This window comes from Anaerobacillus sp. ABD4_527, from assembly GCF_056160805.1.
Map to the genome: position 1 here is coordinate 2,115,576 of NZ_JBSWXZ010000001.1, position 14,724 is coordinate 2,130,299.

Here is a 14,724-nt window from a genome sequence, read left to right on the forward strand (position 1 = left end):
ATTTTAACTTCACTTTATACGAATAAAACAAGAAAACCAGGTGGTACAACCGAATGATTACCCTCCTGGTTTTTCTTAATTCATTTGCTAAAACCTATTTAACCTAAAAAAAGTATTAAGATAATTTTCTACTACAGAGCACTTTACTCACACTTATCAAGCCTTCTCGCAACTTTCAATAAAAAAGACATAGGGAGGAAAACCTTCCTCCCTATGTCTTATACTGTCAATTTGAGTTTTTAACCTAATAAACTATTTAAAACTCCTTGTTGAACTCATATCCATAAAGTAATATTTTTCTCCGACAGGTTCAAACCTCGCAGCCTGTTTAATTTCTCCATCTTCACTTTCAAACATAACCAAACTACGCTCTTCATTTACAGTAAAGGTGAATTCATCTAATGACCTACCAGAAAATTCTGGTCCGAGTTCGGATAGGACATAATCCGTTGGCCATGCCCATTCTCCAGATTTGTTGATTGTATTTAATACTTCTCCGTCTCCATCAATTACAGCTTGTACAAAAGTCTTTGCAGTACTCTCCATGGATGACTGATCAATACCTCCACATCCAGTTAACAACATACCTAATAATCCCAATAATAAAACAAACATTACTTTACTTTTCATAATAAACCACCTCTGTTTAGTCTTGATGCTTAACGATTTTAAAATACTCCAACCTTACTAAGTTGTCTGAATGGCGATGTTTATACTACTTGTTAATTAATAGTAGAGATTCTTAAAATTTCTATAGTCCAAAAGGAAACATACTTCCTACTTGATTCATGATTCTTTCCATAACTGTCATGATCACAATCGCAAAGAAGATGACCATCACGACATTTGTGATGATTAATCCGTAATAAACATCTAAGCCACCACTTGATTGTTCTTTCAAAGAAAAGAGAAGTGAAGTACTTGATACTGTAAAAAGAATCAGTCCAATAAAGAAGAACAAAGCACTAAGGAAGTTAGCAGAAATAAGTGCGAACAATACCGCTACTAGTAATAGTGCTGCCGGAATCGTGATAAATACACCAAAGCGAGTCATAACGTTCATAAATGATACTTCGGCTTTCATTAATTTTGCTACACCGAAATTGACAGATGTAAACACAGCAAGGAAAAGAAGAATGTAGATAAATGGCTGAATGACCATCCCTCCAAACGACACTGGAACATTAGCCATACCATACGTTGCGTCACTCAGGCCATTTGATGCGGTTTTCGCCGATAAATATGAAAAGAATGGAAGTAAAAACGAAAATAATAAGAGAGCAATCATTCCGTTTAGCTTATCTGAATCTGTGACCTTATGGCTAGCAGCCATTGGTCCTTTAAATGCTCCAAGTGCAAAAGAGAAAAAGTTCTTGCTGATTTGTTTTCCTTTTTCAAGGTATTCGTTACTAGCGGGAGCTGGAGTAGCAGCGGTGGCAGCTGTCATTTGTTGAGTGACTTGTTGTTGATTAATAGCTGATCCTTCATTCGAGTGATTAGCATTGAGTTGACTGCCACATCCACCACAAAACTTTGCACTTTCTTCATTTACTGCTCCACAATTTGAACAATACATTCAATCACCAATCCTTTTATTGTTGTTGTTCTAAAGATCGTTTCGATCTGTATCTTTAATCACGATCTCAGTAATTCTAAATCCTTCATCTTTTTTACTTAAGTAGTACGTTTTCTCCCGATCATAGTGTATTTGTTCATTAAGATGATTTGTAAAGATGAAGATTTCATTTGTTGAAACTAAGAACATCCCTTCTCCGAGATCTTCTGATGCCGTTACCGTATTTTCGGTAAACTCATACGAATACCCCTTGTCCTGCAAATCCCCTATATATTTCTTAAGTTCTTTATCAGCTGGACTCTTACTTAATAAGAAGGGAGAAACAAGGCTATAATCTCGAGCGTTTAATGCCTGTTCATATGCTTCACGGAAATTCAAGACATGGTCTTCAGCACTTTCACTATTTGCTTCCAACTCTTCAACTTTGTCCGTGGTAGAGGCAACAACCGCATCCTCTTCAATGTCAAACTCTAAATTCAATCCACCCCAGAAAACGTCATTTTGAGTGACTTCATCTGTTTTGTGAGTCTTCCCGTTATCATCTTTCCATTCCGCGTGCACCACAACATCTCGGTCACCGGGAAAAGGGCCGAGTTCATCAAAATCAGATAGGGTTTTCTTAGTGCTTTCACCATCGATGAATAGCGTAGCTTCTGGGATATTCGTGTAATAAGAGCGATAAGAGATATCAAATTCTAAAGGAAAATAAACAACCTTATCATTACGAGTACGAACATTAACCGTATCTTTATAAGAATAGTCTCCAAAAGGGCTGCTTGCTTTTCCGACGATGTCGAATTTCCCAGGATAGGCCGTAGCGAACGGTTGTCCTTCTTCCGAATCATTCACCTCAGCCGATTGCTTATCAATTGTTATCGTAGCATGGTGGATATTACTTTTAACAACTAATTCGTTTGGAATCGCATCAAATTCGTATGTATGATAAAGTCCTGGAATGAATGCCGTTTTCTTAACAATAAAAACGGTATTACCCCTCTCATCCCAAACAGTTGTATCAAAAGTATCAGTAGAACCTGCTATCTCAGCAAACTGTGATCGCATCTCTTCCCAACCAGTTTCTTTTATGTACTCTAAATATTGTTCTTCATTTATTAGTGCGGTTTCATCAAGAGTGATTTCCTTAAAAAATGCTTCAGTATTCTCTTCACTAATTGCACGATCCATTGCCTGTACTTTGTTTACAGGGTCCGTGATCGACGTAATAATAAAATGGGCAATAACCAAACAGGCTATCCCGATACCACCTGCCATTAACCCTATTTTCTTTTTGCGTGAAAGAGGTCTCTTTTGAACTCCTCTTACCTCTGCTGTGGCTTGTGAATTCTGTTGTTCTTGAGGTGTGCCGCACTCTGTGCAAAACATAGGGTTTTCTTTAAGTGCTTTTCCACACTCGGTACAAAAATTCAATCGATTCTTCCTCCTCTACTTCTCTTACTTTTAATAAAGATAAACCTCTAGATTAACCTCCAATCAACTTATTAAAACAGGAAATGATTACGGAGTCTTTCGAACTACCTTTTCCCATATAATTCCCTACCACTAGTATATCGGTAGGATATAAGAATCTTTTAGTAAATTCGTTGAAAAATAAATAGTCAACTCTTATATGAAGGATATTTCGTAGATTTTGCTAATGTATCTATCAATTCTATTTAATTACGACCCTCTATTAAACGGAAATAAGCCCTTAATCAAATGTTTAATTAAGGGCTTTGAAATTCAATATGAATACCTTAAGATTTTAATGGAACTTTTCAGATGATGCATTTGCAAATGAATCACGTAAATCCTCTATTAATGTAATAGGTAATTTTAAGAGCTCATTATTTATCTATTATCGTGATAAAATTCATACTCAATGCTCAAGCCTCTAAGTGGACTTCCGCTTTCGTTGTCAGAATAAAAACTGAATGTAATAGGTTTGTCTCCAGTCATTACTAATGTATATCCATAATCATCCTGGGCGAACTCTTCGTAATACAAAGCGTAAACAGGATCTGGATTGAATACCTCTCTGATGTTAGTGAAATTTGAGAAGTAGTGACTCGCTGTTTCTCCTCCAACTCGAATTCCAGATACTAAATCCTCTGGTAGAGCCAGCGTGTAGTCGACATCTCCATATGTTAGAACATAGTAGTCTTCGAGACTAGCATATTGGTCTTCCTCCCCAAGATGACTTTTCAAATATGCTTCTGAACACCCTATGAAGAATGCTTGTTCAAATTCATTAAGGTCAAGATAAACTCCATTTTTCTCACTAAAATCTCCCTTCAACTTCATGAATCAAATCTCCTCCTCTTAGGATTCAATCTAATTATGAAGTTTGTAGAAATTTATGGCGACGATTTTGTATATTTTTAGCCGACTATATTGTTTATTTTAAACACGACTCTTTCATCAAAGCAGGTTTCGTGAGACAGTTATTGACCACCCTTTGCTATAAAGATCTCTAATCATAAAAAATTCCCCTGTCTAAATAAATCCGCTAAGCTAAGTAGTTAGCTTTAGGGTTCTTTGTATAAACGCAACTAGTAAAAGTAATCCAACACAAAAAGACCCGCCAAGCCATATAGGACTCAACGGGTGACAATCATCTATTTAGATTCAACAAAATCCTTATAATTCTTTTCAAAGCGCCAAGCATCTCTGCACATAGAAATAATATCACGTTTTACTGTCCAGCCTAGTTCCCTCTCTGCTTTTGAAACATTAGCATAGCATGAAGCAATATCTCCAGGTCTACGTTCTACAATTTCATAAGGAACTTCAATACCATTAGCTTCTTCAAAAGCTTTCACTAACTCTAGTACGCTGGTACCTTGACCAGTTCCCAAATTAAAAACATGGGCACCTTCTTTAAGATTTTCTAACGCCGCAACATGTCCTTCTGCTAGATCCAGCACATGAATATAATCTCTTACTCCCGTACCATCTTTTGTTGGATAATCGTTACCAAAAACTCGTAGTTTCTCAAGTTTTCCTTTGGCAACCTGAGTGACATAAGGCATTAAGTTATTGGGTATGCCATTAGGTACTTCACCAATTAATCCACTCTCATGGGCACCGACTGGATTAAAATATCGAAGAAGTGCAACTGAAAATTCCGGATTTGCTTGAGCTATGTCAGTTAGCATTCGCTCACTCATTGCTTTCGTTTCACCATACGGATTGGTAGTTGGTAAAAGGCCCATAGTTTCAACAAAAGGAACTTTATTTTCTCCGTATACAGTTGCAGAAGAGCTAAAGACAAATCGATTTACATCATATTTTTGACAAGCTTTTGCAAGAACCATAGTACTTACAATATTGTTATAATAATAAGTTAATGGTAAGCCTACTGATTCTCCTACTGCCTTCAATCCAGCAAAATGAATAACACCATCGAGCTTATTATTTCTGAAGATAATATCAACAGCTTGTTCGTCTGTTACATCAATCTCAAAAAAAGTTACTTCTTTACCTGCAATATCTATAATTCTCTCAACTGTTTCACGTTTACTATTACAAAGGTTATCAGATATTATTACTGAATGTCCTGCTTCAAGCAAAGCAACACATGTATGTGACCCTATATAACCTGCGCCTCCGGTTACAAGAATATTCATAGTTCTTCCTCCGTCCTATGAGTTACTTCTCCCCATAATATTCCACATACCAATTAGCAAACTTCTGCAGCCCTTCTTCAATCGAAGTTTTCGGTTTGAAGTCTACAACTTTCTGTAATTGATCTGTTGAAGCATAAGTAGCTGGTACATCACCTGGCTTAATTGGTTCAAAGATTTTCTCGAAATGAACCTCTCTACCTACAGCATTACTTAAAGCTTTTTCTAAAGTTTCAATGAACAACATCAATTTCTTAGGGCTGTTGTTTCCGATATTGAAAACTTTATGTTGAACATCACCTTCAGGAGGATTACTTAATAATCGTTCAATTCCCTCAACGATGTCATCAATATAAGTAAAGTCCCTGTATAGATCATTCTCTAAATCACCATTATTGAAGATCTTAATTGGCTCACCATTAAAATACTTATCTGCAAATCCAAAATAAGCCATATCAGGTCGTCCCATTGGACCATAAACCGTAAAGAATCGAAGGCCTGTTGCTGGAATCATATATAGATGGCTATATGTATGAGCCATTAATTCATTTGATTTCTTAGTAGAAGCGTATAGTGAAACTGGGTTATCAACGAAATCTGTTTCTTCAAACGGAACTTTTTTATTGGCTCCATAAACAGAACTAGACGATGCATATATAAGATGTTCCACTGGGTGATATCTGCAGGCTTCAAGGATATTATAAAAGCCTATAATGTTACTTTGAATATAGACATCCGGATTCTCTATGGAATACCTTACACCTGCCTGAGCAGCTAGGTTTACTACAATTTTCGGCTTGTACTTTTCAAACGTCTGCATTATCAAATTCTTGTCTGATATATCACCTTTGATAAAAGTAAACATCTCATAAGGTTCCAAGTTCCCTAATCGAGTATGTTTAAGATTCACATCATAATAGTCATTAACGCTATCAATACCAATTACCTGGCAACCTTGTTCTAGTAGTTTTTTAGATAAGTAGTATCCGATAAAACCTGCTGCTCCAGTGATTAGATATGCTTTACTAGGATCAAGAGTTTTGTAATTCAAGATTCTTCGACTCCTTAACAGCTGGTCTAGATGAGGATTTTCTTCCAATTGAGTGATACTCTACTCCTACTTCCTGCATATCCTCAACACTATAAATGTTTCTACCATCATATACTAATGGTGTTCTCATTAACTTCTTATAAGTTTCGGGCGTTACTGCTTTTACTTCTTCCCACTCAGTAAAGACAAAGCAGACATTTGCACCTTCCAAAGCATGCTCGAGACTGGAAACATATGTGATGTTACCTTTTCCATTCTTTCCTTCTGAATGAATTTTTGCATAGTTTTCTGCCCCAACTGGATCATATGCATAAATATCTGCACCTTGTTCTAATAATAAAGGTACATTCTCAAGAGATGCTGCCTCTCTTAAATCGTCCGTACCAGGTTTAAAAGTTAATCCTAACACCGCAACCTTAAGACCATTAAATGTAATAAGTCTTTTACTAGCTTTCTTATAAAGCATTGTCTTCTGCTCTTTATTTACATCAATAGCTGCTTTAACTGTTTTGAGTTCATAACCGTTCTGTTTAGCAATATATTCAAGTGCTTTTGTATCCTTAGGGAAGCATGATCCACCAAAGCCAATCCCTGCATTTAAAAACCTACTTCCAATACGCTCATCATAGCTCATTCCCTTAGCTACATCCTGAATATCCGCACCAACCAATTCACAAAGATTAGCTATGTCGTTCATATAAGAGATTTTTAATGCAAGGAAGTCATTAGAGGCATATTTTATCATTTCTGCCGATCTCCTATTGACTGAAACAATTGGTAAATGAAACGGTTGATAAATCTTCGTTAACATTTCCTCAGCCCATTTACTTTCAGTCCCAATAATGATTCTCTCTGCTTGAAGAGTATCATGAACGGCAGATCCTTGTGCTAAGAATTCTGGATTTGATGCTACTTCAACTCTCACATCTTTGATTAAAAAGTCCTGAATAAACTGTTCCACTTTATCATTAGTCCCAACTGGAACTGTCGATTTGACAACAACTAAACAATCTTTTTCTACCGATTCAGCAATTTGTCTAGCGACAGTTGCAATATATGATAAATTTGCTGATCCATCAGGTTGTTCAGGAGTACCAACTCCTATGAAAATTGCATCTGCATCTTTATAGGCAGTTTTGAAATCAGTTGTATAATCTATTCTACCTACAGCATAATTTTTTTTCATCAACTCTTCTAATCCTGCCTCATGAATTGGAGAAACTCCTGACTTCATTATGTCAACTTTTTTTTCGTCTATATCAACACAAGTTACCTGATGGCCAACTTCAGCAAAACAAACACCTGCCACTAAGCCTACATAGCCTGTTCCTGCTACTGCTATTTTATACATAATTCTATTAGAACCCCCTCATACTTTTAAAATATAACTTAAACTAGAGAATCCCCACTGTTTATAAAACACTTTCACTTTTTGGATATAATTTTTATTGGTAATGATTTCATTACTCCAAGTAAGTCTCTCCTAATGTTAGGAAAGACACCTAATATTCCAAAGTAAAATAAAGTGCATAAAATTATAGAAATAATGCTCCATGTAATTCCATCACTTATTATCTGCAAAAAGTATGCGAAAAAACCCATTAAACTTGCTGAAATTGCTGTCGGAATTACATTCTTTATAGTTTTTAAAATTTGAACTCCAATTACCCACCTCATTAATATCAAATGAACAATTACAAATTGCATTTGTATCCACGACCTTGTAAAAACAAAAGCCCAAAAACCAATACTTGAACTAAAGATCAGACTCGGAATTAAAACTACTAAATGTAAAATTTGGGCCAAAAATGATAATTTAGGTAGGCCTTTTGCTCGATAGACTTCACTCGAAAAGTTGCAAAATACAATTTTTATCGAATGAGTTAGTGCCCATATGCCTATTATTGCACTACTTTCAGACCACTGACTTCCTAACATTATTTGAGTTGCAAGATCACTGTAAAGAAATATCCCCACACCAAAAGGAAATACTAAAACTGAAGCTACTCGTTGAAATTTAAAAAACATTTTATTAAACTTTATATCATCATTTTGTAGTCTAGACAATGTAGAAAACAGAACTGGAATTGTTATGGATGTTATTAAAAGCATTAGTGAATTAACCATTGATGTAGACGTTTTATATAAACCAATAAAATATTGGCTAAAAAAGTATCCAACAATAAAAGTATCTGCCCAAACTGATAACCAAATGGAAATAGATTCAACCAAGGACCATACACTGAATGAAATCATATCCTTCAGAACTTTAATACTGTAGTAGAATTTTGGCTTCCATTTAGACTTTATTGTTAGTAATATAGCATTTGATAGCTGCATAAATATGGTACTAATGATTAATGCCCAATAGCCTAGTCCAAATAAAGCTAGGGGTATGGTAATAAATATTGGTATACATATTGAGACAGACCTTACCCAAAAAAGAGTCTTGAAATCAAATTCGCGTTTATAAAGTGCAAATTGTATACTCGAAAATGATGTGATTGGTAATTGGATACATGCAATTATAATTACATGACCTAGACCAGGATTACCTACTAATGTTGCAATTTCATCACTAAATAAAATTATAATGACCCAAAGTAAAATTGAAATTCCTAAGTTCGTCCAAAATGCTACATTTGCATATTTATATTTATCCTTTTCCTCTCTAAATTCTTTTTGTATTAAATATTTTTGAAACCCCGAATCCGCAAACATGTCTACAAAACTTATTATCATGGTTACTGTTGCAATTACTCCAAAAGCTTCAGGAGTAAGTATTCTAGCCAATACCATATTTGTAATAGGACTAATCAATTTTACTAAAACTTCTGTAATTGTTGTCCACTTCGTTGCATTTATAACCTTGTTCTGAAGATTACCCTCTTTCACAAACCTTTTCTCCTTCTGTGTTACCTAATCAACAACATAAACTTTTAAAAAATAGGCATTTGTTTTATTCTGTAAAACTAAATTAATAGAAATGAATTTATTTTAATGCAAGTAGCTAAGTATAGAAATGGTTAGTCTTCAGAAAAAAAACTCTCAGTGTTATAAATGAACATTTAAAAATATCTATTACCACTTTATCATTCTGATCATTCTGTATTTTGTCTTCATAATCTATTATTTCCAAACCTTTTATAAAAAGTTTCTATAAACTTCTTAATAATCCAAGACAAAATAAATATATATAAATAGGCCCTTGCTGCAACTAAAATAAAAATTAATGAATTCCTGCTAATATAGAAAGTTAAATAACAAAGAAAGATAATTAGCCATGTGCGTAATAACGTATTGGGCGAATTATATATTTTCCATTCAAGTAGTGCTATCAAAAAACATATTGTTATACTTACTAAAAAGAGAAACATATATCCTCCTGTAGAGTAAGTTTCACCTAGAAAGGTACTTCCTAATCCAATTCCTTCGCCCAATCGGGTATTAAAATTTAGCTGAAGTAAATATTCAAACGATTGGATATTAAATTCATTTAGCAGTAAGTTCCCTACATATGGAATTAAACCAACAAAAATTATAAGTAAATAAGAAGTTAGATTATAATCCATATTAAAATATAGTACGTTGTTTAGGTTATTTGTAATAGTATTAGGTTCCGATTGTAGAAATGTGTTAATATAGTATTCTTTACTAGTCAGCCTTTCAAAGACCAAATCATAATCGCCACTCATGAATGCAGCAAATATATTTTTCACGAATAAAATAAAGAAGCTAAAAATAGCGATAGGTATAATTATTCTTTTTTTCCTCTTTATTATTGAGAACACACTCTTATATTTTGAGTTAGAAACCAAAAGGATATAAATAATGCAGATTATTCCAATAACCAAAAACGATCGATGTCCTAATATAAACGTGTATAAGATTGATATTGTTGAAAAAAGCCTGATAAAAAAAATCCATTTCCCTTGATTAGTAAATGCATAAACAAAAGTAAAGGTAGCAAAATATTTCCCATACTCAATTAACCTGTTAGAATTTGATAATAATTGGGTTTTATCAAAACCATTTCCAGTAAATAACCCATATTGCATCGTGGAAAATAAAAGAAATCCAAGAGTTGCAATGGATATTACTAGAATTGCTCTATTATTGTGTGAATTATTAACTATGTTAAGAGTTATTCCTTTATTTTTTGGAACTTTTATTAGATCAAATATTGCTACGAACCAAATAATAATGAATAGGTTAATAGTTAATACTAAATATGTCTTAGGACTGATCATAATGTAATTATTTTCTGATATATAGATATAACCAATATAAGCTGGAAAATAATAAATTAATGTTGAAAATATATATATAGTAAAGAAGTCTATTTTTCTATTCCTAAAAAGACAATAGCATAAAGCAACTATTGATAATGCTATGTATAGCATTTTCATTTAAAGACCACCTCATTTTATGGCCAATTTCTACAAGAATTGGATTTATACTCTAGATAAGCGCTACAATAATATATTAAAATCAACATATTAATTGGGAATATAAGAACATTTCAACATTTATTATAAGCTTTTTAGGTAACTCTCCCATTGATTATATATCTTGTTTGGGGCAAACTCTTTTGCTCTTTTTTTTGCATTTATTGAAAGTTCATTGAGTTTAAGTGAATTATTTAAGAGCGCATCCATCATTTCTGTTAAACCACTTTCATCATTAACATTTACAAGAGCACCGCACTCATCATTATTTAGCAACAACTTTGGACCACCACAAGGACAATTAGTTGAAACAACAGGTAAACCAAGAGCCATTGCTTCCATTAATACATTCGGCATCCCTTCATAATCTGAAGATAAAACAAATAGTTTAGCGCTTTTTATTTTTTTATTTATTTCATCATGCTCGCCCATTAAGAAAATCCTATTTTGCATTTCTAATGTATTTATTAGATCTGACAATTGCTTTTCCTTTGAACCTGAGCCATAAATTAATAAGTTTTCGTTTTTATGTCTATATGCAATTTTGGAAAATGCTTTAATTAATAGCTCATGATTTTTTTGTGCTTCGAGTCTACCTACTGTAACTATATCTTTACGAACTCCATCAAACATTGTCTTATAAAATTTCTTATTTACTGGATTAAATATTATACGGCTTTTATTTTGTACAGCCTTAGGAAAGAACTTCATAGCATCATCAGTTTGAAAAACACATCCATTTGAAAACATATATAAGAATTTTGCACCAACCCTAGTTATTCTGTTGCGGTATTCCATGTAGGGATCGTTTCTTACAGATACAACTGATTTTATTTTTAAAAACCTCGTGGCAATTATTGTCCTAAAATTTGGTTCCGCCATGAAAGAAATGATAATGTCTGCTTTTTCACTTTTACATATTTTTCTAAGATTTTTTATCCTTAAAAAATTTCTTTTTAAAAAACCATAATTACTATCTTCTTCTTCTAGATATAACCTTTTTATTTCTGGATTTAACTTATATTCATTTTTCGTTGGAGAAGAGGTAATAAAAATCACATTATTATTCCGTTTATGCATTTCGTTTGCTAAATTAGCCATCACTCTCTCAGCTCCACCATGCTTTAAGTTGCTAATGTAGAATATTATCTTCATATCATCACCTAGTATCTATATGCTTTATACAAAGTTTTTTTATAGTTATTTAAATCGTTTAACAGTTGAAATCTCTTATTTGTTTCATTCGACAGTGTACTTCGTTTATTCTCATTTGATATTACGTTTAGAATTGCATCTGCCAACTCTTCATCATCATTTGATAGATAGCCTGTAACTCCATTATAAATTAACTCATTAAGTCCATCTGTTGGTGTACTAACAATTGGAATATCTAGTGCCATAGCTTCAAGTGCACACATTGGTGTCCCCTCGTATTTAGAAGTACTAAGTAATAACTTTGCGTCAGAGATGATTTTATAAGGATTATTACGAAAACCTAATAAAGAAACATTTTTTTCTAAACCTAACTCTAATATTAATTTTTTACACTCTTCGTATAATTCACCATCACCAACAAAAGCTGCCTTAAAATACTTATTTTTTTCATTAACCTTAGATATTATCCTTATTGCTCTTAAGGGATTTTTAATATCATTTAGTCTACCAACAAATACACAATCATATAAATAGTTACTATTATCTAAATTAGCTTTTTCCATTACTTTATCACGGTTAATAATATTCATTAAAATATTACTTTTCTTTTGAACATATTTAGTAAACTTATACTCCATATATGAACTATTAGATACCCAAAAAATTTGCTTATATCTAAAAGAACTAACTAAAAAGCTTAAAGATTTCAATGAAAAAATTTTCATATTATCATGATTCCCATGAACATGAGAAATTATTGGAATATTATTGGATACTGTAGCGGCTGAGACGCTGGCAAACGGGTCGTGGGCATGTATAATATCAGGTTGACATTTATTTATGCATTTCTTAAGTTCTATAAGGTTAAATTTATTTAAAGGAAGAAAAGTGATATTACGTTCATCTAAGGAGTCTCTTATAGGGCCTTCCTTACTGCAATAAATCATCTCAAAATTAGGATCACCTTTAAACAAATCAATAATTTGACATGCAACATTCTCAGCCCCTGAAAATTTTTTGCTTTGTAACAAGTGCAATACTTTAATTCTTCTCATTGGTTTTCTCCATCTGATTATTTTTTTCTAAAAACACTAAAGTTCTTCCCTATATATTTCTTTAACATTCTTCTTTACATTTTCAGTATCAAACTTCTTTATTCTTTGCAAATTGAATTTTCCCATCTCTTCACGTAAACCCATATCTTCAAAAAGTTTAGAAATAGCAACTGAGAATTCATTTGGATCATTTGGTGAGCAAAGAAAACCACCTTTACCACCTTCAATCAAATCAACATTTCCTCTTATTTTAGATACAATACATGGTAAGCCTGCACTCATAGCCTCCATTATTGATCTGGATAACCCCTCTCTATATGATGGCATTACAAAAACATCACAAGATTTGAGTAGCTGTGGGATATCTGAGCGATACCCTAAGAAATGCACATTTTTATCTATATTATTCTCTTTTGCTAATAATTGAATTTCAGCCTCTTGATCTCCAACGCCACATAAAAGGTAGTGAATATTATTATTCTGCAACTTCCCTAAAGCGTTAATTATTGCAACATTATTTTTATTTCGATTCAACTCTCCAACAGAAATTATTAAAACGGAGGATTTATTTGCATTAACTTCTTTTATTATATCTTCCCTTTTTGGTTCCGCCAATTTAATAAACATAGTATCTACACCAACACCGGGGCTATAATATACATTTCCACCTTTTCTTAAAGGTAATTTTTGAGCAGCGTGATAATCCTCTATATTTAAAGTAATTATTGCATCCGTATATTTAGACAACCACGTCTCTACCCATTTAAATAGAGTCCTATTAATTATTGACGCACCTTCATAAAAGTGGAAGCCGTGTACTGTATACAAAACCTTAGGTACTTTCGCTCTCCTACCACATAAGCGACCTAATATTCCTCCAATTGGAGTATTACAATGAATTACATCAAAACCTTCTTGTTTTATTAAATCTGTCATCTGCCTATAAGCCTTTATATTTTTTACATTAAATGGATTTCGGTTAAAATCAATATGATGTAATTTAATACCATATTTTGAGGGCTCATCTTTAAAATTTGTTAAATTTGATGCTAAATGGAACTCATATCCTAAGCTCTTACTAGCTAATATAGACGGAAGTGAGAAATTTGTAATTTTATTAGTTATATTACTTACAAATAATATTTTTTTCATATCCTTAAACTCCTAAGAATTTATTTCTTGTTCTTTCTTAACTTCCGTCTTTTCACTATTATTTGTATATATACCATCTCGCTTAATTACGATAAATATTGTTTTTAAAATTATTTTTAGATCTATATCGAAGCTTATATTATTTCCGTACCATGCATCTTTTAGTCGCTTTTCTCTATTAGATAATCCATTCCTATAATAAGCTTGAGTTAATCCTGTAATCCCCGGCTTAACTTTCATTTTATCAATTTCATCATTTTTAAAAGTACCTAGGGCGTCTGAAAGACTAGCACGTGGACCAACAATGCTCATATCGCCTCTTAGAACATTTAATATTTGAGGAGTTTCATCAATACTAGTTTCCCTTATAAGCTTTCCTATCTTTGTTACCCTTGGATCATTATTAGAATTAAACGTACTTCCATCATCGTTAAGTAATAATGGAGCATTAACTTTCATTGATCTGAATTTGTACATTTTAAAAATTTTAGAATCTTTTCCGATCCGATCAGCTTTATATAGTATAGGCCCTCTATCCTCAAGTTTTATAAGTAAACTAACAATACAGAACAATGGAAGGAAAACTATTAAGCCCGCTAGACAAATCATTATATCCATAATTCGTTTAATATATTTTCTATACATAGTTTCTCCTCCAAACACA

The 14,724-nt window shown here is 32.9% G+C and carries 13 protein-coding genes; all 13 read right to left on the reverse strand.

The window, feature by feature from the left end; all coding sequences use genetic code 11:
- Positions 1 to 252 precede the first annotated feature (252 nt).
- Entirely contained in the window at positions 253 to 630 is a 378-nt protein-coding gene (locus ACXAHI_RS10875; protein WP_474847683.1) for a hypothetical protein, read from the reverse strand.
- A 121-nt stretch (positions 631 to 751) separates the two neighbouring features.
- Entirely contained in the window at positions 752 to 1,576 is an 825-nt protein-coding gene (locus ACXAHI_RS10880) for a zinc ribbon domain-containing protein (RefSeq protein ID WP_474847684.1), read from the reverse strand.
- Between the two features lie 30 nt (positions 1,577 to 1,606).
- Positions 1,607 to 3,004 (reverse strand): TcaA NTF2-like domain-containing protein, encoded by a 1,398-nt coding sequence (locus ACXAHI_RS10885; protein ID WP_474847686.1) that lies wholly within the window; start codon positions 3,002 to 3,004, stop codon positions 1,607 to 1,609.
- Positions 3,005 to 3,424: 420 nt separating this feature from the next.
- Positions 3,425 to 3,877, reverse strand: coding sequence for a hypothetical protein (locus ACXAHI_RS10890; RefSeq protein WP_474847688.1), 453 nt, complete (start codon positions 3,875 to 3,877; stop codon positions 3,425 to 3,427).
- A 314-nt stretch (positions 3,878 to 4,191) separates the two neighbouring features.
- A complete protein-coding gene (galE, locus tag ACXAHI_RS10895; protein ID WP_474847690.1) occupies positions 4,192 to 5,202 on the reverse strand; it encodes a UDP-glucose 4-epimerase GalE in 1,011 nt (336 codons plus the stop codon).
- Between the two features lie 22 nt (positions 5,203 to 5,224).
- On the reverse strand, positions 5,225 to 6,250 hold the full coding sequence (locus ACXAHI_RS10900; protein WP_474847692.1) for a GDP-mannose 4,6-dehydratase: 1,026 nt from the start codon (positions 6,248 to 6,250) through the stop codon (positions 5,225 to 5,227).
- Entirely contained in the window at positions 6,231 to 7,601 is a 1,371-nt protein-coding gene (locus ACXAHI_RS10905; protein WP_474847694.1) for a UDP-glucose dehydrogenase family protein, read from the reverse strand. The genes ACXAHI_RS10900 and ACXAHI_RS10905 overlap by 20 nt, the downstream gene beginning before the upstream one ends.
- A gap of 74 nt (positions 7,602 to 7,675) precedes the next feature.
- Entirely contained in the window at positions 7,676 to 9,145 is a 1,470-nt protein-coding gene (locus ACXAHI_RS10910; RefSeq protein ID WP_474847696.1) for a lipopolysaccharide biosynthesis protein, read from the reverse strand.
- 224 nt (positions 9,146 to 9,369) lie between these two features.
- Positions 9,370 to 10,659: a hypothetical protein gene (locus ACXAHI_RS10915; protein ID WP_474847698.1), complete on the reverse strand. Its 1,290-nt coding sequence runs from the start codon at positions 10,657 to 10,659 to the stop codon at positions 9,370 to 9,372.
- 123 nt (positions 10,660 to 10,782) lie between these two features.
- Positions 10,783 to 11,853, reverse strand: coding sequence for a glycosyltransferase (locus ACXAHI_RS10920; RefSeq protein WP_474847700.1), 1,071 nt, complete (start codon positions 11,851 to 11,853; stop codon positions 10,783 to 10,785).
- Positions 11,854 to 11,861: 8 nt separating this feature from the next.
- Entirely contained in the window at positions 11,862 to 12,908 is a 1,047-nt protein-coding gene (locus ACXAHI_RS10925) for a glycosyltransferase (RefSeq protein WP_474847702.1), read from the reverse strand.
- 36 nt (positions 12,909 to 12,944) lie between these two features.
- Positions 12,945 to 14,060 (reverse strand): glycosyltransferase family 4 protein, encoded by a 1,116-nt coding sequence (locus ACXAHI_RS10930; protein ID WP_474847704.1) that lies wholly within the window; start codon positions 14,058 to 14,060, stop codon positions 12,945 to 12,947.
- Between the two features lie 12 nt (positions 14,061 to 14,072).
- The gene (locus ACXAHI_RS10935; protein ID WP_474847706.1) at positions 14,073 to 14,705 is read right to left on the reverse strand and encodes a sugar transferase; all 633 of its coding nucleotides are present in this window, start codon (positions 14,703 to 14,705) and stop codon (positions 14,073 to 14,075) included.
- Positions 14,706 to 14,724 lie beyond the last annotated feature (19 nt).